At 41.9% G+C, this 21,497-nt stretch carries 19 protein-coding genes; 11 read left to right on the top strand and 8 right to left on the bottom strand.

Going from position 1 to position 21,497, the window contains the following annotated elements:
* The first annotated feature begins 15 nt into the window (after positions 1–15).
* Both FTU13_RS02090 and FTU13_RS02085 read left to right on the top strand, forming a co-directional pair.
* Positions 16–822 carry an SDR family oxidoreductase gene (locus FTU13_RS02090; RefSeq protein WP_078191399.1) on the top strand — a complete coding sequence of 269 codons (807 nt, stop codon included), beginning with the start codon at positions 16–18 and terminating at the stop codon, positions 820–822.
* A gap of 65 nt (positions 823–887) precedes the next feature.
* Entirely contained in the window at positions 888–1,904 is a 1,017-nt protein-coding gene (locus FTU13_RS02085; RefSeq protein ID WP_180126279.1) for a hypothetical protein, read from the top strand.
* A 33-nt stretch (positions 1,905–1,937) separates the two neighbouring features.
* Here FTU13_RS02085 and FTU13_RS02080 read toward each other — a convergent pair whose 3' ends face one another.
* From FTU13_RS02080 to sdsA, 8 genes are all read right to left on the bottom strand, one after another.
* Entirely contained in the window at positions 1,938–2,381 is a 444-nt protein-coding gene (locus tag FTU13_RS02080) for a YbjQ family protein (RefSeq protein ID WP_180126281.1), read from the bottom strand.
* 3 nt (positions 2,382–2,384) lie between these two features.
* Positions 2,385–2,741: a YbjQ family protein gene (locus FTU13_RS02075; protein WP_078192212.1), complete on the bottom strand. Its 357-nt coding sequence runs from the start codon at positions 2,739–2,741 to the stop codon at positions 2,385–2,387.
* A gap of 150 nt (positions 2,742–2,891) precedes the next feature.
* Complete coding sequence (gene adeK, locus FTU13_RS02070) at positions 2,892–4,346, bottom strand: multidrug efflux RND transporter AdeIJK outer membrane channel subunit AdeK (protein WP_180126350.1); 1,455 nt, start codon at positions 4,344–4,346, stop codon at positions 2,892–2,894.
* Complete coding sequence (locus FTU13_RS02065; RefSeq protein ID WP_111885287.1) at positions 4,346–7,525, bottom strand: efflux RND transporter permease subunit; 3,180 nt, start codon at positions 7,523–7,525, stop codon at positions 4,346–4,348. Before FTU13_RS02065 ends, adeK begins: the two co-directional genes overlap by 1 nt.
* 12 nt (positions 7,526–7,537) lie before the next feature.
* Positions 7,538–8,803 carry an efflux RND transporter periplasmic adaptor subunit gene (locus tag FTU13_RS02060; RefSeq protein WP_180126283.1) on the bottom strand — a complete coding sequence of 422 codons (1,266 nt, stop codon included), beginning with the start codon at positions 8,801–8,803 and terminating at the stop codon, positions 7,538–7,540.
* Between the two features lie 42 nt (positions 8,804–8,845).
* On the bottom strand, positions 8,846–9,442 hold the full coding sequence (locus tag FTU13_RS02055; protein WP_180023210.1) for a phosphatase PAP2 family protein: 597 nt from the start codon (positions 9,440–9,442) through the stop codon (positions 8,846–8,848).
* A gap of 152 nt (positions 9,443–9,594) precedes the next feature.
* Positions 9,595–11,646 carry a site-specific recombinase gene (locus FTU13_RS02050; protein ID WP_078192207.1) on the bottom strand — a complete coding sequence of 684 codons (2,052 nt, stop codon included), beginning with the start codon at positions 11,644–11,646 and terminating at the stop codon, positions 9,595–9,597.
* A gap of 31 nt (positions 11,647–11,677) precedes the next feature.
* Positions 11,678–12,655, bottom strand: a complete 978-nt coding sequence (sdsA, locus tag FTU13_RS02045) for an All-trans-nonaprenyl-diphosphate synthase (RefSeq protein WP_078191391.1) — start codon at positions 12,653–12,655, stop codon at positions 11,678–11,680.
* 459 nt (positions 12,656–13,114) lie between these two features.
* Here sdsA and rplU point away from each other — a divergent pair, with 459 nt between their 5' ends.
* From rplU to FTU13_RS01995, 9 genes are all read left to right on the top strand, one after another.
* Positions 13,115–13,426 carry a 50S ribosomal protein L21 gene (gene rplU, locus FTU13_RS02040; RefSeq protein WP_078191390.1) on the top strand — a complete coding sequence of 104 codons (312 nt, stop codon included), beginning with the start codon at positions 13,115–13,117 and terminating at the stop codon, positions 13,424–13,426.
* Between the two features lie 19 nt (positions 13,427–13,445).
* The gene (gene rpmA / locus FTU13_RS02035; protein WP_067764378.1) at positions 13,446–13,700 is read left to right on the top strand and encodes a 50S ribosomal protein L27; all 255 of its coding nucleotides are present in this window, start codon (positions 13,446–13,448) and stop codon (positions 13,698–13,700) included.
* Positions 13,701–13,883: 183 nt separating this feature from the next.
* Positions 13,884–15,275 (top strand): YadA-like family protein, encoded by a 1,392-nt coding sequence (locus FTU13_RS02025; protein WP_257226682.1) that lies wholly within the window; start codon positions 13,884–13,886, stop codon positions 15,273–15,275.
* Positions 15,276–15,506: 231 nt separating this feature from the next.
* A complete protein-coding gene (lolA, locus tag FTU13_RS02020; protein ID WP_111885313.1) occupies positions 15,507–16,202 on the top strand; it encodes an outer membrane lipoprotein chaperone LolA in 696 nt (231 codons plus the stop codon).
* A 160-nt stretch (positions 16,203–16,362) separates the two neighbouring features.
* Positions 16,363–17,154, top strand: a complete 792-nt coding sequence (locus FTU13_RS02015; RefSeq protein WP_180126285.1) for an RsiV family protein — start codon at positions 16,363–16,365, stop codon at positions 17,152–17,154.
* A 117-nt stretch (positions 17,155–17,271) separates the two neighbouring features.
* Positions 17,272–18,543 (top strand): serine--tRNA ligase, encoded by a 1,272-nt coding sequence (serS, locus tag FTU13_RS02010; RefSeq protein ID WP_078192204.1) that lies wholly within the window; start codon positions 17,272–17,274, stop codon positions 18,541–18,543.
* Positions 18,544–18,616: 73 nt separating this feature from the next.
* Positions 18,617–20,017 (top strand): siroheme synthase CysG, encoded by a 1,401-nt coding sequence (gene cysG, locus FTU13_RS02005; RefSeq protein WP_180126288.1) that lies wholly within the window; start codon positions 18,617–18,619, stop codon positions 20,015–20,017.
* A gap of 258 nt (positions 20,018–20,275) precedes the next feature.
* Complete coding sequence (locus tag FTU13_RS02000) at positions 20,276–20,755, top strand: tRNA (cytidine(34)-2'-O)-methyltransferase (protein ID WP_078192202.1); 480 nt, start codon at positions 20,276–20,278, stop codon at positions 20,753–20,755.
* Between the two features lie 168 nt (positions 20,756–20,923).
* Entirely contained in the window at positions 20,924–21,424 is a 501-nt protein-coding gene (locus FTU13_RS01995; RefSeq protein WP_218955095.1) for a hypothetical protein, read from the top strand.
* The last annotated feature ends 73 nt before the right edge of the window (positions 21,425–21,497 follow it).

The raw sequence follows: 21,497 nt of genomic DNA, 5'->3' as shown, positions 1-21,497 counted from the left end.
TAAAAGGATGTCAAAATGGCAAAACGTGATGATTTGAACGGAAAAGTGGTATGGATTACTGGGGCATCGTCAGGTTTGGGTGAAGCTTTAGCAAAAGAATGTGCTTTGCAAGGGGCGCAGGTCATTTTGACCGCACGTCGTTTTGAAGAGTTGGAAAAAGTCCGGGTTTCATTATTACATCCAGATCAGCATCTTTCAGTGTGTGCCGATATTACCAATGAAGAACAAGTTCGCCATGCTTATGAACAAGTCCTTGCGCATAAAGGCCGAATTGATTGGCTAATCAATAATGCGGGATTGAGTCAGCGTGCATTGATCACGGATACGACTATGCAAACTGAACGTGCCATCATGGAAGTAGATTATTTTTCGCAAGTCTATTTGACTAAAACCGTTTTACCGACATTTTTAGCACAAAAGTCTGGTCGAATTGCTTTTGTTTCAAGTGTTGCAGGCTTATTAGGGACACAATACCGCGCGACCTATTCTGCTGCAAAAGCTGCCATTCATATGTGGGCGAACAGTCTACGTGCGGAAGTTGCGGATCAAGGGGTGGGCGTATCGGTGATATTCCCCGGATTTGTCAAAACCAATGTTTCATTTAATGCACTCAATGGTGCCGGCAAGCCACAAGGGCATCAGGATGAAGCCATTGAAAATGGTCTAGAAGCCAATGAGTTTGCCGAAACGGTGGTGCAATCTTTGCAACGTGGGGAAGAATACATCGTGGTGGGTGGTTCTAAAGAAAAGCTCGGTGTTTGGGTATCTCGATTATCACCGACAACGTTATATAAAATGATTCGTAAAACCAAAGTGAAGTAAATTTTATCAAGTTTAAAAGTCACTCTTAACAGTGACTTTTTTAATGAGTAACGAGATTATAAGAAATGAAAAAGAATAATTTTAACAAATGGGGAATAGCCATCATTTTGTGCGCAATCATTGGTGCAATCGGTACAGTGGCATATTTTTATTTTAAACAGAAAACTCAAAAAATTGAGCAGAAGTCAACGCTCGAAAAGCCTGAAAAAGAAATAGGAACTGTATCAGAACCAGTTATTGAATCTGTTGAGATTGAACCTAAAGTTGAAGCGGCGAGTGCAGAAGTTGTTATGCGAGGACCAAATGAGGGGTGGTTACCGATCGAAGCACTGTTTGATGAAAAAGGATTATTGAAGTCTGAGTATTACAGTCAAAATCCTCAAGATTCAGATGTTGATAAATTACCTTATAGCTCGAATAAAATTGGTGATTTTAAATGGCGAGCTGAATTTCATCCTGTTGATGATTTTAAAGGCGATCAGGCTAGATTCAAAGATCAATGTTTTGGATATTGTGTTTTAGTGAAAGGTAAGTTGCTGACCAGTGTTGAATCGACTGTATTTACGGGAGCATTTATTGCGAAAGATCATTTGATCGAAGTGATTGCACATAAGGGGAGTGGCGCATATATGCCTGTCAACTATAGCTTTATCAAAATCGACAAAGCTGGTAATGCAGAGTTAATCTCAGATGATCATAATTCTTACAAAGATCAATTGGCTCGTATCAATCATTCGGGACTCGAGATTGACTTAAAACCATTTAGAAAACTTCAATATTTTCTTCTAATGAATGAAAATGGTTTAAATTTGTCGATGCAAAAACCCAATAAGGTGGATGTCGAACCGACTCAGTGTAAAGAGTATTACGAAGGAACATTAGAGGCATGTCCAACTTTATATGGATGTAAAGCTGACATTGTGGTGCAAGATCTGGCACGTGCTTATGCTGGAGATGTTGCATTTAGTTATCATGATCCAAATATTGATGAAAAGAAATTTAATGAAGTTTGTTTTAAAGTTTGTCGCAATGAAAGTGTGAGTTATGAAGAGTTTGAAAACACATTGTGTAAAGTAAATTAAATAGTAAAAATGAATTGGGGAGAAGTAGAGAGATCAGATGTCTCTCTTTTGAATTGCTGTTCCATAAGCAAAAACTTCGACCATGCCACCTTGCATACCAAGCTCGGTGGTACTTAAACGTAAGCCCATAATTTGGTTTGCGCCCATCTTTTCAGCTTCTTGCTTTAAACGCACCACGGCTTCACGACGCGCCCGATCGACGATGCTTTCATAACTGGTTAAACGTCCGCCAAAGAAGTTCTGAATATTGGCAATCACATATTTAAAATAATCATGTGAAATCACTACATTACTTGAAATCAGTTGTCCGAAATGTTCAGTAGTTTTAAAGCGGTTGTTGTCTATGTGAATATGCGCCAATCGCTTTTCTTGAGCTTCGAGTTCTTTGAGATGCTTTTGTTCGATATGGCGACCGAAGCCCCAACCAATACAAAAGAGCACCACAAAGATCAGGACTTTAAAAATTAAGGCATCCATGACTTAGTCCTGAGTTGGAAATGGGTCTGGTAGTTTTGCTGAGTTGGCTTCTACGCGAACTGCCGTGCCATACACAAATAATTCAGAGGCGCCTTGAGCAATATTTGAGGTTGAAAAACGGATGCCGACGACTGCATTCGCGCCTAAGGCACGTGCTTTATCAATCATACGGCTCATAGCTTCTTGACGAGATTCTTCGAGTAGTTCTGTATAACCTTTAAGTTCACCACCCACGATATTTTTTAGGCCAGCCATAAAGTCACGACCAACATGTTTACTGCGGACAGTACTGCCATAAACGACATCAAGTTGTTGTGTAATGGTATGACCCGGAACAGATTCAAGATTACTTAAAAGCATTTGTAGTTATCAATATAAAAAGGTGAATTGAAGATAGAAAACTCTTTAGCAAAAAGCAATAAATTCATTTTTATTTTAAAGCTTCGATCTAAAAATGAAAAAGCCCACCGAAGTGAGCTTTTCAAATTTTACTGGCTAGGCCAAATCAAATTATTGTTTTGATGCTGCTTTACGCTCAGCAGTAGAAGGTTGGTGTTGCACAGCTTCAGAAGTTTTGGCTTTGATACCACCACCAAGTGTTTTATACAATTCAACTTGGTTGTTGAGATTTGCTTGTTCAAGCAACAACAAACCTTGCTCAGCTGCATAAGATGCACGCTGCGCATCCAGCACAGTTAGGTAGCTATCAATACCAGCACGGAAGCGAGCATTTGATAGTTTGTAAGTTGTATTGGTTGCATCAACTAAACGGCGCTGTGCTGCAATACGGTCACCGATGTTTTGACGAACTGCAAGCGCATCATTCACTTCACGGAAAGCAGACTGAACTGATTTTTCATAATCAGACAATGCAATTTTCTGGTCAGTTTCAGAAACTTTAATATTGGCCTGACGTGTACCCCAGTCGAAGATTGGAATATCTAGGCTAGGGCCAGCAGACCATACAAAGTTGCCTGATTTAAATAGATCACCTAAGTCCGTTGAAGCATAACCCGCAGAACCTGTCAGGCTAATCGTAGGGAACAGACGTGCTTTAGCTGCACCAATGTTCGCACCAGCGGCAGATAGTTTGTATTCAGCTGCACGTACATCTGGACGGTTGTTCAACAAATCACTTGGAATACCTGAACCAATGGTATTGGTCGAAGTAATACGATTGACACGTTGGTTCGGCAGCAAGTTCGCAGGTACTTGTTGACCCACTAATAGATTCAATAAATTTTGCGCTTGAGCAATTTGAGTTTTGTAGTTCGCAACATCATTACGTGCAGTTTCTACAGAAATTTGAGCCTGACGAACAGGAACTTCACTGTCAATACCGACATCAAAACGCTTTTTGTTCAGGTTGTAAGATTCAAGCTGAGCCTTTAAGGTTTGATCTGCAAGCTTCAAGTTTGAGTTAGCGTATGCATAGTTTAACCATGCTTGAGCCACTTGACCGATCAATGCAATTTGTGTTGCATCACGGGCACTTGCAGTTGCAAGGTAACTGTCTAAAGCATTGTCTTTTAAGCTACGTACACGACCCCAAAAATCAAGTTCATAGGCAGTGACACCTAAACCGACATTGTAAGAGGTGATAGGCTTTTGTGTATTCAACGTGTCTTGACGAAGTACACTACCACTTGCACCAATGGTTGGTAATTGACCATTGGCAGTGATTTGATACTGTTGCTGTGCACGTTCAATATTTAAAGCAGCCGTACGTAGGTCACGGTTATTGGCTAAAGCTAAGTCAAGAACTTGTACCAGACGTTGGTCAGCAAAGAAATCTTTATATCCTTGTTCAGCAACAGAAGTACCAGAAGCACTTGCTGTGTAGCTTTCGGGGATATTGGTCTGAACAACCGGCTCTGGACCACGCATGCTTTGGCAGGCAGCCAAAGCAAGCGCAAGTGAAGAAACCGCAATGCTACGACCTGCAATAGACCATACATTTTGCATCACGATAAATGCTCCTGATTATTTTGTTGTTTTGGTTTGTACTTAAAGATACTTCGGATCCATACGTAGAACACAGGAATAAAGAAAATACCAAGTAGGGTAGAACTGATTACGCCACCCAATACACCATAACCTACAGAGTGCTGGCTACCTGCACCTGCACCCGAAGAAAGGGCAAGCGGAAGTACACCAAAACCAAAGGCTAAAGTGGTCATGATAATTGGACGTAGACGCATTTTAGCGGCATGCAATGTTGCGTCAAACAGATCTTCACCTTTTTCTTGAAGTTCTTTGGCGAATTCTACGATCAAGATCGCATTCTTCGCGGACAAACCAATGACGGCAATAATAGCCACCTGGAAGTAAATGTTATTCGCCAAGTTTGGATTTTTGAAGAACACCATTCCAAGGAAAGTCAGTAATAACGCACCCAATACACCTAATGGTACAACCAGTAATACTGAGAACGGAATAGACCAGCTTTCATACAAGGCAGCAAGACATAGAAAGACGATTAACAATGAAAGTGCGTATAGGAATGGTGCTTGTGCGCCAGACTCACGTTCTTCTAGAGATAAACCAGTCCATTCATAGTCAAAGCCTTGAACGCCCATCGAAGGAAGTTTTTGTACAATTTCTTCCATCGCTTTCATCGCGTCGCCCGAACTTACACCCACACCCGGTGAACCTTGAATGTTCACAGATGCGATACCGTTATAACGTTCAAGACGTGGTGAACCATAAGTCCATTCGCCAGTAGCGAAGGTCGAGAATGGAACCATTGTGCCTTGGTTGTTACGGACATACCACTGGCTCAGGTCTTCAGGCATCATACGTGCCGCAGCCTCACCTTGTACATAGACTTTCTTCACACGACCACGGTCAACGAAGTCATTGATGTAAGAACCACCCCATGCCATACCCATTGTGGTGTTAATCTCAGAAATACTCACACCCATTGCACCAGCTTGAGCTTGGTCAATCGTGATTTTGTACTGTGGTGTATCTTCTTGACCGTTAGGACGAACACCCATGAGGCGTTTATCTTGAGCAGCCATACCGAGTACCATATTACGGGCATCGATAAGTTGTTGATGAGTTTGACCTGCAGAAGCTTTTAACTGCAAGTTGAAGCCGGCAGTTACACCCAATTCAGGCATTGCTGGTAATTGGATTGGCATGATGTATGAAGCATCCTTCACGATCATGTTCAATGCCATACCACGTTGAATAATCGCACCCACTTGAGATTCAGGTGATGTACGGTCTTCCCAATCTTTTAACTTGATGAATGCAAGACCTGCGTTTTGACCTACACCTGTGAACGAGAAACCGGCAACACTGAATACAGAATCGACATATTTTTCTTCGTTTTTCAGGAAGTAATCGGTCATTGCAGTGACAGTTTTATCCGTACGCTCAAGTGAGGCATTCGGTGGTAACTGTACCAGTGTCATTACAACACCTTGGTCTTCTTCAGGTAAGAATGATGAAGGTAACTTTTGGAATAAAAGCACTAATAACCCGATTACAACTGCATAAATCACACCAGAGAAAATCTTGTGGTGTGTCATGAAGTTCACGCCGCCTTGGTATTTATGCGCAACTTTATCAAAAGAGCTGTTAAACCAACGGAAGAAACGGGCAAAGATATTGTTGCTTTCAGGTTTGTTTGGATCATGTTGTTTCAACATGGTCGCACATAGGGCAGGGGTAAAGGTCAATGCTACAATCAATGACAGAATCATTGCTGTTACCAGCGTGATTGAGAACTGACGATAAATAACACCTGTCGTACCACCGAAGAATGCCATCGGCACGAATACAGCGGTTAACACAGAGGTAATACCGATTAAGGCACCCGAGATCTGTTTCATTGAGATTTCAGTTGCAGTCACTGGGTCAAGATGATCTTCAACCATGACACGTTCAACGTTCTCTACGACAACAATCGCATCATCCACGAGGAGACCAATCGCCAGTACCATCGCGAACATGGTGAGTGTGTTGATCGAGAAACCAAACATGTTAATGACAGCAAAAGTACCCAATACCACTACAGGTACAGCCAATGTCGGAATAATCGTTGCGCGCCAGTTCTGTAAGAATAAGAACATCACAAAGAATACAAGAATCACGGCTTCTACAAGGGTATGTACAACACTTTCAATCGATAACTTAATGAATGGAGTCGTATCAAATGCAAGCGTGTCTTCTAAACCTTCAGGGTAGTTTGGACGTAGTTCTTTTAAACGTGCTTCAACAGCTTCGGCTGTGTCTAATGCGTTTGCACCAGTTGCTAGTTTGATCGCTACACCACCAGCAGGTTTGTTGTTGAACTTAGAGTCGAACTGATAGTTGTCAGCACCTAATTCAACACGTGCAACATCACCTAAACGTACCTGAGCACCATCACTACTGTTACGCAGGAAAATGTTTTTAAACTGCTCTGGTGTTTGCAACAAACTTTGTGCTGTAACGGTCGCGTTCAGTACTTGACCTTCAGTTGCAGGCGCACCACCTAACTGACCAACAGCAACCTGAGCATTCTGTGTACGGATAGCCGCAGCCACATCACTCGGTGTAACTTTCAGGTTTGCCATTTTGGCTGGATCTAGCCAAATACGCATCGCATAAGAACCACCAAATACTTGGACTTCACCTACACCTGCCACACGGCTGAGAGGTTCAGAAATATTCGAGTTTACATAGTCCTTAATGTCGTCCGCAGTCAACTTACCCGATGGTGAGTGGAATGCTACAACTTGTAGGAAGCTTGCGCCAGATTTGGTGACTTTTACACCTTGACGTTGTACGTCTTCAGGTAATAGCGCTGTCGCAGACTGGAGTTTGTTTTGGACTTGAACTTGGGCGATGTCTGGATCGATCCCTTGTTCAAAGTTCAATGTAATAGATGCCTGACCGTTACCCGCACTGTTTGACGAAATATAACGTAAGCCATCCAAACCATTCATTTGTTGTTCAATGATTTGGGTTACGGTGTTTTCAACTGTTTCTGCAGACGCACCAGGGTAAGTCGCAGAGATTGAAACCGTTGGCGGCGCAATGGTCGGATACTGTGCAATTGGCATATTAGATAGCGTGAGTACACCCGCCAACATAATCACCAATGCAATCACCCACGCAAAAATGGGGCGATGAATAAAGAATTGAGCCATTCAGTCTACTCCCTATGCGTTTGAAGTAGCTTTTTGTTCAGATTTAGGTGCTGCTTGTTCTGCAACTTTAGCATCTGGCTTTGCTGCAGCAGGTTGTTGCGCACCTTGAGGTGCAGCAGCCTGAGGTTGATACGGTTTGGCTACAACTTGTTGTTCTGGCTTAACTTTCGCAATACCGTCAACAATCACTTTATCGCCAGTATTCAAGCCTTGAGTCACGATCCAATTCGAACCTTGTGTACCAACAGTGGTTACAGGACGAGATTCAACAGCACCTTTTGCATTCACAATCATTGCAATCGCTTGACCTGTAGGGGTACGTGTAATAGCAGCTTGTGGAATCAGGTAAGCATTTGGAATCACACCTTGAACGATGCGAGCATTGGCAAACATACCCGGAAGCAATAAATGGTTCGGGTTAGAGAACACAGCGCGAAGTGTAACCGTACCTGTATCGGGGTTCACACTTGCATCAGAAAATGCAAGACGACCTTCAATTGGGTATTCGCTACCATCTTCAAGACGTAATTTCACTTTGGTGTTATTACTGCTGTCTAAGTTGCCTTGGCTTAATTGTTGACGTAAGCGAAGAAGTTCAGCACTTGATTGGTTAATGTCAACGTACATTGGATCAAGACGTTGAATTGTGACTAATGGATCAGCCTGAGATGCAGTAACTAATGCACCCGCTGTGACTGTAGAACGGTTGGTTTGACCTGAAATTGGCGCACGTACAGTTGAGTAACCTAAGTTAATTTCTGCATTTTTAAGTTCTGCCTGAGATGCAGCAACGTCTGCTTCAGCCAGTTTTACTTGCGCAACAATATCGTCATATTCTTGTTTAGAAATCGCATTTGATCCCACAAGCTGACGGTAGCGACCTTCTTTAACACGTAACACGCCTAAATTTGCTTGTTGACGTCTTAAAGCAGCACGAGCACTGTCAGCTGAAGCACGGTTTGTACGCGAGTCGATCTCGTACAAGGCTTGTCCTTCGCGAACATAGCTACCTTCTGCAAATAAACGTTTCAGTACTACACCACTGGTTTGTGGACGTACTTCTGAAATTTCATAGGCAGATGTACGGCCTGAAAGTTCAACAGATTGTTCAACGTTTTGCGGTTGGGCAACAATGACACCGACTTCAGTTGGTGGCATTTGCTGTGCAGCAGCAGCTTGCTGTGCATTTTTAGGATCTTTGCTACAACCAACAAGTGCAATACTTGTTGCCAATGCGCAAGCAGTCAGGGCAGGAGCCCAAAGCTTTGCAGACATCATTGTTCCACCTCAATTAGATATTTATCTAAATTATTCATTTGTTTACGCTTTACTGATTTTGATGTAACTCAAATAAAGTAGCGCGATCCAAATAAAACTTATGCTCCAACCGGATAAGACATCTGTCGGAAAATGAACCCCAACATATACTCGCGAAACACCCATACACAGCATCCATAACAATGCCAAAATGGTGATCAAGCGATGTTGAGCATGTTGTCGGTAAATCAAGATCATCAGACACGCAAGCGATGCAGCATAACAACTGTGTGCACTTGGGAATGAACTCCCGTAAGACGCTACAAGATGGTACATTTCTGGGGGACGCGGTCTGGTGAACGTAAATTTAAGCAACCATGCAAGGCCGATACTTCCAAAGATCCCTATACTGATAAAAACAATCTCTGTGTATTTTTTATACCACGCAAAGTGTAAACACCATAGTGTGGTGAAAAATAATACAAAAGGCATGCCGCCTAGCGCCGAAAGTCCGATGGCAATTTGATTAAAAACAGCAATACGGTGCTGACTCATCCATTCCACGATACTTAAATCTAATAGATTTAAATAGCTAGAATAAAGCGACAACACACTGATAATTAATGCAAAAAAACCAACAAACAGTAGCGTTCGTGGCATATTTTATTCCTTGTCATTTTAACCGGTTTGAGCTCGGTTAATTAATGGACTAAAGTGTACTCATCAGTACACTTTATTTCAAGTATGTGTAAATCATACTGATTTTATTTTTTGTGTTCATTTACATCTTACTAAAATAAAACACAAATCTGCTAATGATTGTTCTTACTGGCTTGTGTGCCATCTTCAACTTCAAGTGGGGTTTTCGGTGGCCAGAAAAAGTCACTTGGTCGCGTTAGAAAATGAGTCATCACCAATTTAGCCAGTGGTTTCCATTGTTCAAATCTTACGCGACGTGCCCGTAGTGCCACAATAATGGTTAACGTGAAACTGACGAATAAGTTAGTCAGACCAATCAGAATAACTCCTAAGAATGACACAATGATTAAGCCAATGTCTGGTGAACCATTAATATTGATGAGGCCTTGAATGAAGTTGGCCGAGGCGAAGGCGATATGGCGAATATCTAAAGGTAAACCAAAAATAAATCCAATCGTTCCCATACTGCCCAGCATGATCCCGAATAAGAAGTTACCTGCTAAAGCACCTAAGTTTCGCTCAATGTAAGCGGCAAGCTTATCCAGTCTCTCTTGACCCATGATGCGTTTTAACTTTGGATGTGCTTGAATCCGTGGTCCAACTTTGCGATAGATCGCCATGTTGTCAAAGTATCCAGCAAGCAAACCTGATAAAAACAAACATACCCCAGCAATCGCAGCATGTGGCACAGCCAATGAGGTAAATGGATTGAGGTCGTGTAAGGTTTTAGCTGCTTTTGCATGATTCATTAATGGCTCATGTAAAGCCATGTCCCAACTTAATGCGATCAATGCTGCAACTGGAATCGCAATACTGATGTTGCCTAAGATTGCAATAAACTGGGTTCGAATGATGTTAATAATCAGCGCGGCAAGCTCGGCAATCTGCGCCATTTTCGAGCCTTTACGATGCTGAACCGTCGAGGCAAGGGCGGCAGCTGTCATCGCAGGCTGTTTAGTGGCAACAGTAAAATGTAAGACATGAATCAGCATAAAGCCGAAAGAGTAGTTCAGACTATATGAAATGGCTTGCATGAGCGGTGCCATGCTGACACGGGCCATCAGCACTTTTAAAGTTGCCATACACGCAATGATCACACCGGCACCTGCCGCAGATCGGTACATGCTCATAAAGCCTTGTTTGTCCGTACTTACATAGTGTTCGCCAGTTTTACTTGCGTTTTCGGTGACTTGTAGGGCAACCAATTCACTATTGGTGGCGAGCAAATCGCGCACACTGCGTTCGCTATAAATCGCTGACGTCACATCACTGAGTAAACTACCCATAGACACATAGCGGACATCATCTTCTTCAACAATCAGGTTGAGTAAGATTTCTAAGCGATCTAAACACTGTTCTAAAAGCGACAATAAGTAAGTCAGGCTGACACTTACGCCAATTCGTTTGGTCGCACGCCGAATCTTCAGTACCACATCACGACATTGTTCCAGCATTACCAACGCTTGAGAAGCATCTGGCGGTAGCACAGCACTCATTTCTTCAGCACTTTGATGGAGCTTTTTATACTGCTGAATAAAATCGTTTATTTCGCGGTTTTGCACCAAAAAAGGTGATTCATATTCGGTCAGTTCAGGCTGTGCATTAATAAATTCAGGATATAAGCCAATACCACTTACCCGATAGGACAAAACGGTAATGGCTTTAATTAACTCACGGCGAATTTTCTTTTTTTCTTCCTGATTGCTATGACCTTGGTTAAACAATCGAAAGAGCTGCATCCATTGCTGATCATCAATACTGTCCAGCCAATATTTGTCGCTATGACGATAAAAAACTCGACGGACTAAATCTTGTAATTGAGTTTCGTCATTGATCAGAGGAAGAAAATGTGCGCCAAGCCGTTGGAACAGTTGTCCCCAAAAACCATCGAGAGACAAAATACCTGTGTCCGCATATAAACTGGTTTGTTTATATCGGCTAATGAGTTTTAGGACAAAACTTTGCAAGGTAGAGGCTGCATCTGGCGTGATGAGTAAAGCTTGGATGAAAGCCTGAAATTTTTTCTTAATTTCGTCAGTATTTTTTGTATCTTCTGGTCGAATTCGGTTGACCAATTCGATCAGCAAGTTTTCATCCAGCACAGCCCGAGGGGTATCGAGCTGTTGCTGCATGGTCAAAAAGATATCATTCAGTTTTATATGCATAGGCAATGGGAATTACGAGGAATATTGTTAATTATTGAATTCGGTGTAATGCCAAGTTTGCGAGGTTGATTAAAGCTTGACGATATTCAGTATCTGGTAGCGCTGCTAAAGCGGCTAGTGCTGCCTCAGTTTCTTCAGTCGCTCGTTGGCTACAATAATCAAGTGCCCCAGAGCTTTGTACAATCTGAATAACACGCTCTAAATCTGCCGTACCACCTGTGGCAATACTGCGGCGAATAATGTCATGTTCTTCGCCAGTGGTATTCTTTAAGGCCGAGATTAAAGGTAAAGTTGGTTTACCTTCCATCAAATCATCACCAATATTTTTACCTAATGTTTCAGCATCTGAGGTGTAATCTAAAATATCGTCAATAATTTGAAAGGCATTTCCAAAGTGTCCGGCAAATTTTCTAAGAGGTTCACGGTACTCTGGTGTACCCGTCAAAATCGCTGCACCTTCGGTAGCGAGCTCAAATAAACGCGAAGTTTTACCGTGAATAATATCTAAATAGGTTTGTTCAGTAGTTTCAGGTTGGTGCTGTGATTGAAGTTGTAAAACTTCACCTTCAGCAATTTCACAGGTACCCGTTGAAAAGTCTTTGAGTAAAACTTTGCTGTCTAGATCCACCAATAAATCAAAAGCGCGAGAAATCAAAAAATCACCCACAAGTACGGCAGTTTGATTATTCCATGTCGCATTTGCTGTTGGGCGGCCACGGCGTAATCCCGATTCATCGACTACGTCGTCATGAACCAAGGTTGCGGTATGTAGCATTTCAATAATTGCTGCAAGTTTACGGTGTTTTTCTAAATCTTCTGCGCCACAAGCCTTTGCTGCAAGTAAGCACATAATGGGACGCATGCGTTTACCGCCTGCTTCGACTACATGTTTACTGACTGCCATGACCAAGGCAACTTTAGACGTGATCCCTTCATTAATAAATTTGTCCATCGCAGCAAAGTCAGTAGCAACAGGCGCGAGAATATCTTGCTTAAAGTCGATGGTCATATGAAGAGAAACCTCAATAATTTTTGAATTACAGACGTAGTGTAGCAATTTGTTATATGAATAACAGATAAGAACTTACTCAATTGACTTAATCTTAAGTGATTTTTTTCATCAAGCGGAAGTATTGTACTTATTTTTTAACAGACTTTTATCTTTAGCATGTTGTTTGAACAGCATGTTGTTGATGTCAGTCCAGTGTATATTAGCGAATTGTTGCTAAAAATCTATGTCAAACCTTGCCAAAAGCATGATAAGTGAAATAGAGCACTCATTTTAATAGTTTTAATGACACTGTTTATATAATAAACGCATACTCATCTAATATTTTACGGAAATGACTTGTTGTTTTTTGGGTTATCCCTTAAAATCTTTGCCTTTGCGAAACCCCAGTGACGATCGTTTTAAGATCGGTATATCCCTTTACCGGCACGACAACACGGGCATGTTTGGAGTACTTAAATGTACGCAGTAATCCAAAGCGGTGGTAAACAACACCGTGTAGTTGAGGGTGAAACCCTTAAAGTAGAATTATTGAAAGCTGAAACTGGCTCAACTGTTACTTTTGATGACGTGTTGATGCTTGTTAACGGTGACAGCATTCAAATTGGTGCACCAGTAGTAGCTGGCGCTAAAGTAACTGCTGAAGTAGTTAGCCATGGTCGTCACGACAAAATCCGCATCATCAAAATGCGTCGTCGTAAACACTATCGTAAACAACAAGGTCACCGTCAATGGTTCACTGAGTTGAAAATTACAGCTATTTCAGGCTAATTACGAGGAGTAAGTAGACATGGCAACTAAAAAAGCCGGTGGTTCGACTAAAAACGGTCGTGACTCGAACCCAAAAATGTTGGGTGTTAAAATCTACGGCGGTCAATCTGTGACTGCTGGTAACATCATCGTTCGTCAACGTGGTACTGAATTCCACGCTGGTGTAAATGTAGGTATGGGCCGTGACCATACTTTATTTGCAACTGCTGACGGCGTTGTAAAATTCGAAGTGAAAGGCCAATTCGGTCGTCGCTACGTATCTGTTGAAGCGTAAGCTTGAATAGAAAAAAGACCCGCATTTTTTTGCGGGTTTTTTTTCGTCTGAATAAAATGTGAGGTATTATTTTAGATTGTTACAAATGATGTATATATCAATAAATCACCATAAATAGCGATTTAAATCACAAAAATTAAAGAGCGTAATAGAGGAGTACAAATACAAAAAAAGGATAGGGACATGAATAAAATATTGAATACAGTTTTTATCAATGCTGACTATCAGAAAAGGAATTGTCCTGATGAAAGCCAACAAATTGCATTTGAAAAGACACTAGGACTTGGTGAAATAACTTCAATCGCTATTAAAGCTGTACCAAAATTACTTGCTGTGAGTATTTTACTTTCTCTAGGCTCAATTGCATGGGCTGGTGGGAGTGGCTCGTCATATCCTGAGCATACTTGTAATCGTTGCAATAGTGGTATTCCTGGGCCAGTAGGGCCAATGGGACCTCAAGGTCCTGCTGGTGAGACAGGAGCAACAGGTGCACAGGGTGAGACTGGAGCTAAAGGTGACAAAGGCGATACTGGAGCAACAGGCGCTACAGGTGCTACTGGTAAAGATGGATTTAATGGCCGAGACGGCATCGATGGTAAGGATGGGTTGAACGGTCTGAATGGTAGCAATGGTTTAGATGGTGCAAGTGCTTATCAAGTTGCGGTGAACAATGGTTATGAAGGCAATGAAGACCAATGGCTAGAAAGTCTACATGGTGCAGTTGGCGCACAAGGGCTAACAGGTGAAAATGGTTTCAGTGCATATGAACTTGCGATAAAAAATGGATTTGTCGGTACTGAAGTTGAATGGTTGTTGAGCTTAAAAGGAACAGATCCGTACATTAAAATACAATCAAACGTTGCCAATACAGCACCTAAACCAACTGCGAATGGACAAGATGCGATTGCAGTCGGTGCAGGTAATAAAGCTGATGGTAATCATTCTATTGCCCTCGGTGTAAACAATACAGTCAGTGGTGATGGATCTGGTGCTGTAGGTTCAAATAACAGAGTCACAGGTAATAATACCTATGTGGTTGGTAACAATATCAACACCTCTGCAAATAATGCTATTGTACTTGGCAATGGTTCAAGCTCTGACCGCAATAATACGGTTTCCGTTGGCTCGGCTGGTGCAGAGCGGCAAGTTATCCATGTGGCAGCAGGTACGGCAGACACCGATGCGGTAAACGTGAAACAAATGCGTCAAGCAGATCTAGAAGTGTTAAATAGTTCAAAAGCATATACAGATCAGCATGGGGCAAATGTACTTAATCAAGCCAATAGTTATACCAATCAACGTGTGAATGAAATGAACCATAATTTCAATAAATTTAAAGATAATCTTTACGGTGCTGTTGCTTCAAGTATTGCAATCGCCTCCTTACCGCAACCCACAGATGCTGGATACAACATGTTTAGCGTAGATATGGGGACTTGGGAAGGTTCACAAGGCTATGCAGTTGGTTTTAGTGGAGTGACTGAAAGCAATAAATATGTGTATAAATTGGCTGCAACAGGGAACTCTGAAGGTGACTTTGGCGCTGGTGCATCGATCGGTTGGCAATGGAAATAACTCAAATTGGATTATTAAAATTGCTAAATCATGATTTAATTATTTGAAAGGCATTTGAGTCAAATCAAGTGCCTTTTTATTTTATATTTCTCCATCATGATGAATAAAAAACAGCAATTTGCATTAATAACCATACAAAACTTCTTATTTTCTCTAAATTTAGTCAATGAAAGTGGTTTAAGATGGAGCCATCTAACAAATTGCGTTGATGCAAATATAAAAGGTGAATCTATGAAAATGCTTCGTAAAACCATCTGTGCTATGGCATTAGGTGCAGCGACACTGGCACCGGTTATGAGTACGACAGTATTCGCGGCACCAGTTGCAGCGTCGGAGCAGCAGGCAACTGCCAATTTGGTGAAACAATTATCGGGTATTAAAAGTTTTACTGCTAACTTTCAGCAAACTACAAAAGTGACCAACCCGAAAGCTACTCAAAAGAAAGGTTTAAGTGCGCAGCATATGAATCAAACTTTTACTGGGGTCATGAAAGTTCAGCGTCCGGGTAAATTCTATTGGGAAACAACCAGTCCATCTAAGCAAACTATTGCGACCACAGGTAAAACAGTTTGGATCTATGACCCAGACCTACAACAAGCAGTACGCCAAAGCTTAGATGACCAAGTTGCGAATACACCTGCATTATTATTGTCAGGTAATACGGCTCAAATCATGAAGTCTTATCGTATTACACAGCCGAATAAGACTAAAACCTATTACACCTTATATCCAAAAAGTGACGATGGCGTGTTTCAAAGCTTAACCATTAGTTTCGGTGCGAAAAATGCGCCGACTTTAATGATTCTCCAAGACTCATTAGGTCAAACAACCCATGTACGTTTCAATAATGTGAAGGTGAATGCGTCTATTCCAGCATCAACCTTTAATTTTGTACCTCCAAAAGGTACGGACATTATTGATCAATAATTCTCATAATCGAAAAAAGCAGACATCCGTCTGCTTTTTTTATGGAGAAATGTAAAGCCAGCAAGCTGAATATAAGAGAAATTTAGTAGTATGCTGATATTCACAGTTTGCTTAAATGAAGTGACTTGTGGTTTTGACTGTTGCTATAGGGAATTTTGGGATGAAAAAAAATCATATGAATAATATAGCTTGGGCTGTTTCAGCTGTGGTTTTAGTCGGGTCATTAACGGCCTGCCATCCTCGAAATGAACCTGTTGAAGGTGAAACAACGGAACAGAAGCCAGCGGTCGTCGCTGATGCGATTCCACTTATTCAATCTAAATCTGTCGAGATGCAATTACCAAAAGCTCAAGCTTGCGATGCGGAAGGTTGTACCCAATATAGGATTCAAACGGTTGAAACCAATGTTGATTGGATTAATCAATATTTTATTGATCGGATTAAAAAAGCAGACCCGATTGCATTTTCAACTGAGCCGAATCAAAAAATCGATTTATCAGACAAGACGGATGCAGGCTTAAGTCAAAGTACAACTTCTGTTCGATATATTAGTCAGTGGGGACATATCGCAACTTTTGCAATCGAAAGCTATACCTACGCAGCGCATGCGGCTCATGGTATGTCCCATGTTGAATATGTCAATTTTGATTTAAAAGCCAAAAAACGTTTGGCTTTACAAGATGTCTTGGTCAAAGGTGCAGATGCGAAAGTGATTAGCGCACTTTTTGATGCCAACTATATGTGGTTAGATAGTCATAATATTGAACGTTCAAAACTTCAGTTAAGCGATAATTTTTATTATGGTGCGAACGGGATTGTATTTGCTTATCCACTGTATGAATTGGCGAGTTATGCAGAGGGCATGCCTGAGCTAAAACTTCCATATTTTACGGCTAAAGGACTATTTAAACCTGAATATTTACCAAGTTTGCCAAATTACGACACCAAATAAGACAATTTGAAGCAAGATTATTGGTCTAATAAGGGGCAGCTGTAAGCACGGTCACTGTATTTTTGAGTGTTAAGAGCTTACACTATAGCCAGTTTTTTTCTTTACTTAAGATTGGCTATGATCGACCCGAAATTACTCAGAAATAATATTGAGGCTGTAAACTTAGCCTTAGCAAAACGTGGTGTTCAACTTAACGTAGCAGAGTGGGCAGACCTTGAAGCTCGCCGTAAGGAAATTCAGTCTAAAACTGAGTCGTTACAAGCTGAACGTAATGCTGGTGCAAAACAAGTTGGTCAAATTAAAAAAGCTGGCGGTGATGCATCTGAAATCATGGCACGTATGTCTGCTATTGGTGATGAAATTAAAGCCGCAGAAGTTGCACTTTCTGAGCTTCAGGCTGAACTTGAAGCCAAATCTTTATCGATTCCGAATTTACCTCATGAGTCTGTGCCAGAAGGTAAAGACGAAAATGACAATGTTGAAGTTTTAAAATGGGGTACACCACGTCAGTTTGATTTTGAGATCAAAGACCATACTGACTTGGGTGAAATGATGGGCGGTTTAGAATTTGAAACCGCAACCAAATTGACAGGTACTCGTTTTAGCGTACTCAAAGGCCCATTGGCGCGTTTACAACGTGCAATTACTCAATTTATGTTAAATACACATACCTTGGAAAATGGCTATACCGAAGCGTATGTACCGTATTTGGTTAATGCAGATTCTTTACGTGGTACAGGCCAATTGCCTAAATTTGAAGAAGATTTATTCAAACTTCAAGGCGAAAAAGAATACTACCTGATCCCGACTGCAGAAGTGCCTGTAACCAACTTCGTGCGTGATGAAATCATTGATCCAGAACGTTTGCCATTAAAATATGCAGCGCATACGCCATGTTTCCGTAGTGAAGCGGGTTCGTATGGCCGTGATACACGTGGTTTGATCCGTCAACACCAATTTGACAAAGTAGAAATGGTTCAGATTGTAAAACCTGAAACTTCGATGGATGCGTTGGAAGAATTAACGGGTCATGCCGAAGGTATTCTTCAAGCATTAGGCTTACCATACCGTAAAGTCGTTCTGTGTGGCGGAGACATGGGCTTTGGTGCAATCAAAACTTATGATTTAGAAGTTTGGGTGCCAAGCCAAAATACCTACCGTGAAATTTCATCTTGCTCATGCATGGGTGACTTCCAAGCACGTCGCATGAAAGCACGTTACCGTACTGACCAAAAGAAAACTGAGTTTGTACACACGCTAAATGGTTCAGGTTTGGCCGTTGGTCGTACTTTACTTGCCGTGATGGAAAACTATCAACGTGCAGACGGTTCAATTGAAATTCCAGCAGTACTTCGTCCATATATGGGCGGTGCTGAATTTATCGATTAATAGTCGATAAAGTGCATACATTTGTGCACAAAAATTGCTTAAGACAATCAGATTTAAACTATTGAGGTCGTGTGTGGATATCTTTCCAATCTCTTTGAAGTTGCAGCAGCAACCTTGTCTGATTGTTGGTGGTGGTCGAATTGCATATCGAAAGGCTGTGCTGCTTGCAAAAGCGGGCGCTCAGCTGACAGTTTGCTCACCCGAAATTGAAGATGATTTATTGACCTTGGTTAATAAAACCCAAGGTCAATATCTCAACTCGGTTTATCACGAATCGGTTTATCAAGAAAATGCCATTGCGCTTCGTCAGTTTCGTTTAGTGATTGCAGCAACCAATGACAAAGCGGTCAATCAGGCGGTTTTTGAAGCCTGCGAAGCTGAAAATGTCTTGGTTAATAGTGTCGATGATCCGCCGCATTGCCGTTTTATGGTTCCTGCGATCATTGACCGTTCTCCACTGGTCATCTCCGTTGCATCTAATGGCACATCGCCAGTACTCTCGCGCCAAATACGCACCCAGTTAGAAAGCTCGATTCCGCATGGCATGGGCAAACTGGCTGAGTTCTCAGGCCAATGGCGCGCAGCCGTTAAAGCCAAAATCGTCAATCCAGATGAACGCCGTATTTTTTGGGAAGACTTGTATGCAAGCCCGCTCAAAGAGCAGGTATTCAATGACAATTTCACTGAAGCCAATCGTTTGATTGAACAGGCCTTATTGGAATGGAAACAGCCGAAAGGTGAGGTGTATTTGGTGGGTGCAGGGCCGGGTGATCCTGAACTGCTGACCTTAAAAGCCCTGCGTTTAATGCAGCAAGCGGATGTGGTGATCTATGACCGTTTGGTCTCTCAGCCGATTATGGACCTCTGCCGCCGTGATGCAGAGAAAATCTACGTAGGTAAGGCACGATCCAATCATGCTGTTCCGCAAGAAGGCATCAATGCCTTACTAGTGAAATATGCAAGTGAAGGAAAACGCGTTTGCCGCTTAAAAGGCGGAGATCCGTTCATCTTTGGCCGCGGCGGTGAAGAAATTCAGGAACTCTTTGCGGCAGGCGTTGCCTTCCAAGTCGTTCCGGGAATTACTGCTGCCTCTGGATGTTCGGCTTATGCAGGGATTCCTTTAACGCATCGAGATTATGCGCAAAGTGTACGCTTCTTGACAGGGCATCTCAAAGAAGGTTCACCTGAGCTACCTTGGAATGAGTTGGTTTATCAAAATCAAACGCTCGTGCTGTATATGGGCTTGGTCGGTCTAGAAAAAATTTGTGAGAAACTCATTGCGCATGGGCAGCGTCCAGACATGCCTGTCGCATTGGTTTCTAAAGGGACGACACCTGAACAAAAAGTCGTGGTCGGGACATTGGCAGATATTGCATCTAAAGTCAGTGAATACCAAATTCAGGCGCCTACATTGACGATTATTGGTGATGTGGTGAGTCTGCGTGAACAACTTCAATGGCATGAGCGAGGGTAAGCAACGCAACGCGTTGCCCGAGCGCAAGGCGAAGGCTATGCCTGAGCAAAGAGGATAAGCAAGTTATTGTATTGTCCAATTGCAAGGCGAAAGCTAAGTACAAAGGATATGAGTAAGTGGATTGTCCTCGTGTAAAGCGAAAGCTAAGCAATGTAGATATGCAAGCGCTTGTTGTACCATCTAAACTTATGCTACAGCTACAGAAACTATAGCCTGAGCTTTAAGCCATTATTTAACTAAAGAGTAGAGAAAAAAACTGTGATCCATGTTGTTTTATACGAGCCAGAAATTCCTGCAAATACAGGGAATATCATTCGTTTATGTGCCAATACTGGAGCGCAGTTGCATTTGGTCAAGCCATTAGGTTTTGAGCTGGATGATAAAAAACTCCGCCGCGCCGGTTTGGATTATCATGAATGGGCACACATGAAAGTGTGGGAAAACTTTGAAGAATGCCTTGCGGGCTTAAAAGCGCAAGGTATTGAGATGGATGCCATTTATCCATTAACCACCAAAGGTTTTGAAACACCGCATACCTCTGATTTAAACCGTCCTGTGGCGCTGTTGATGGGGCCAGAAACACGTGGTTTGCCGGAAGATGTCCGTATGATGTTCCCGAAAGAACATTGGATTCGCCTGCCGATGGCACCTAATTCACGCAGTTTAAACTTGTCCAATGCTACTGCTGTGATTTTATATGAAGCTTGGCGTCAGCAAGACTTTAAAGAATTGGTCTAAGTGTGATCTGTTCAAAAAGCCGCTCTTTCGAGCGGTTTTTTATTGGGAGTGAACACAGTGAACCGTTTACAGCAATGAAGTTTTGTAAAATAAGGGCTTAAAAACTTCAGCATCAATATAAAAATGTGTATAAGAACACTGTGAAGAAATAAAACGGGTACTTAAAACTTGAAATCTATAAATTTAAAAGCTTTTGGTGTCGTGATTGCGACCGGATTCATTTCATCAATGAGTTGGGCTAATCCAACCGTATCAACCACAACGGAACAGATACCAGTCACCGTTACTGCAACTACAGAAAATGTTTCAGTTGTACCGAAGGTTGAGGTGATCAAGCCTTTTACTAAGGCTGAAATCCAGCAGGGCATGCTGGAAATGCAGCAAAGACAAAATCAGCGTATTGAGGAATGGGGAAAAACACTAAAAGCCGACGATTTTGAACGTTCATGGTATGGTGGTCGTCAATTGAAAAAGTCCAAGCGTCAGGAAGTTTGCGGGATCTATCAGGGTTTAGTGAATGAAACCTATGGGTTGGCACAAAAAAATAAAGCGCGTCTTAGCCCTGCCGATCAGCAGTTAGTAGCAGATCGAAATCAATTTATTCAAAGTTTAGGTTATGAAAAAAATATTGTAGATACCAAGATGGGTTTTAACTGCCGCTTAAAATAAGTGATTTTTATCACTGCTTTGATTTATGTGAATGATCCATGTCCTTGAGGTAAAAAATAAAGGACATGGAAAA

Source organism: Acinetobacter sp. YH12064, from assembly GCF_013419735.1.
GTDB lineage: Bacteria > Pseudomonadota > Gammaproteobacteria > Pseudomonadales > Moraxellaceae > Acinetobacter > Acinetobacter amyesii.
The sequence above is the reverse complement of the archived record's forward strand: the minus strand, read 5'-3'. Positions and strand labels throughout refer to the sequence as shown.

Excerpts from the sequence above, each read along its gene's own strand:
- serS (WP_078192204.1), top strand. The coding sequence starts at position 17,272 with ATGATCGACCCGAAATTACTCAGAAATAATATTGAGGCTGTAAACTTA.
- FTU13_RS02085 (WP_180126279.1), top strand. The coding sequence starts at position 888 with ATGAAAAAGAATAATTTTAACAAATGGGGAATAGCCATCATTTTGTGC.
- FTU13_RS02050 (WP_078192207.1), bottom strand. The coding sequence starts at position 11,646 with ATGCATATAAAACTGAATGATATCTTTTTGACCATGCAGCAACAGCTC.
- rplU (WP_078191390.1), top strand. The coding sequence starts at position 13,115 with ATGTACGCAGTAATCCAAAGCGGTGGTAAACAACACCGTGTAGTTGAG.
- adeK (WP_180126350.1), bottom strand. The coding sequence starts at position 4,346 with ATGCAAAATGTATGGTCTATTGCAGGTCGTAGCATTGCGGTTTCTTCA.
- FTU13_RS02090 (WP_078191399.1), top strand. The coding sequence starts at position 16 with ATGGCAAAACGTGATGATTTGAACGGAAAAGTGGTATGGATTACTGGG.
- lolA (WP_111885313.1), top strand. The coding sequence starts at position 15,507 with ATGAAAATGCTTCGTAAAACCATCTGTGCTATGGCATTAGGTGCAGCG.
- FTU13_RS02075 (WP_078192212.1), bottom strand. The coding sequence starts at position 2,741 with ATGCTTTTAAGTAATCTTGAATCTGTTCCGGGTCATACCATTACACAA.
- FTU13_RS02025 (WP_257226682.1), top strand. The coding sequence starts at position 13,884 with ATGAATAAAATATTGAATACAGTTTTTATCAATGCTGACTATCAGAAA.
- rpmA (WP_067764378.1), top strand. The coding sequence starts at position 13,446 with ATGGCAACTAAAAAAGCCGGTGGTTCGACTAAAAACGGTCGTGACTCG.
- sdsA (WP_078191391.1), bottom strand. The coding sequence starts at position 12,655 with ATGACCATCGACTTTAAGCAAGATATTCTCGCGCCTGTTGCTACTGAC.
- FTU13_RS02060 (WP_180126283.1), bottom strand. The coding sequence starts at position 8,803 with ATGATGTCTGCAAAGCTTTGGGCTCCTGCCCTGACTGCTTGCGCATTG.
- FTU13_RS02065 (WP_111885287.1), bottom strand. The coding sequence starts at position 7,525 with ATGGCTCAATTCTTTATTCATCGCCCCATTTTTGCGTGGGTGATTGCA.
- FTU13_RS02080 (WP_180126281.1), bottom strand. The coding sequence starts at position 2,381 with ATGGATGCCTTAATTTTTAAAGTCCTGATCTTTGTGGTGCTCTTTTGT.
- FTU13_RS02015 (WP_180126285.1), top strand. The coding sequence starts at position 16,363 with ATGAAAAAAAATCATATGAATAATATAGCTTGGGCTGTTTCAGCTGTG.
- FTU13_RS02055 (WP_180023210.1), bottom strand. The coding sequence starts at position 9,442 with ATGCCACGAACGCTACTGTTTGTTGGTTTTTTTGCATTAATTATCAGT.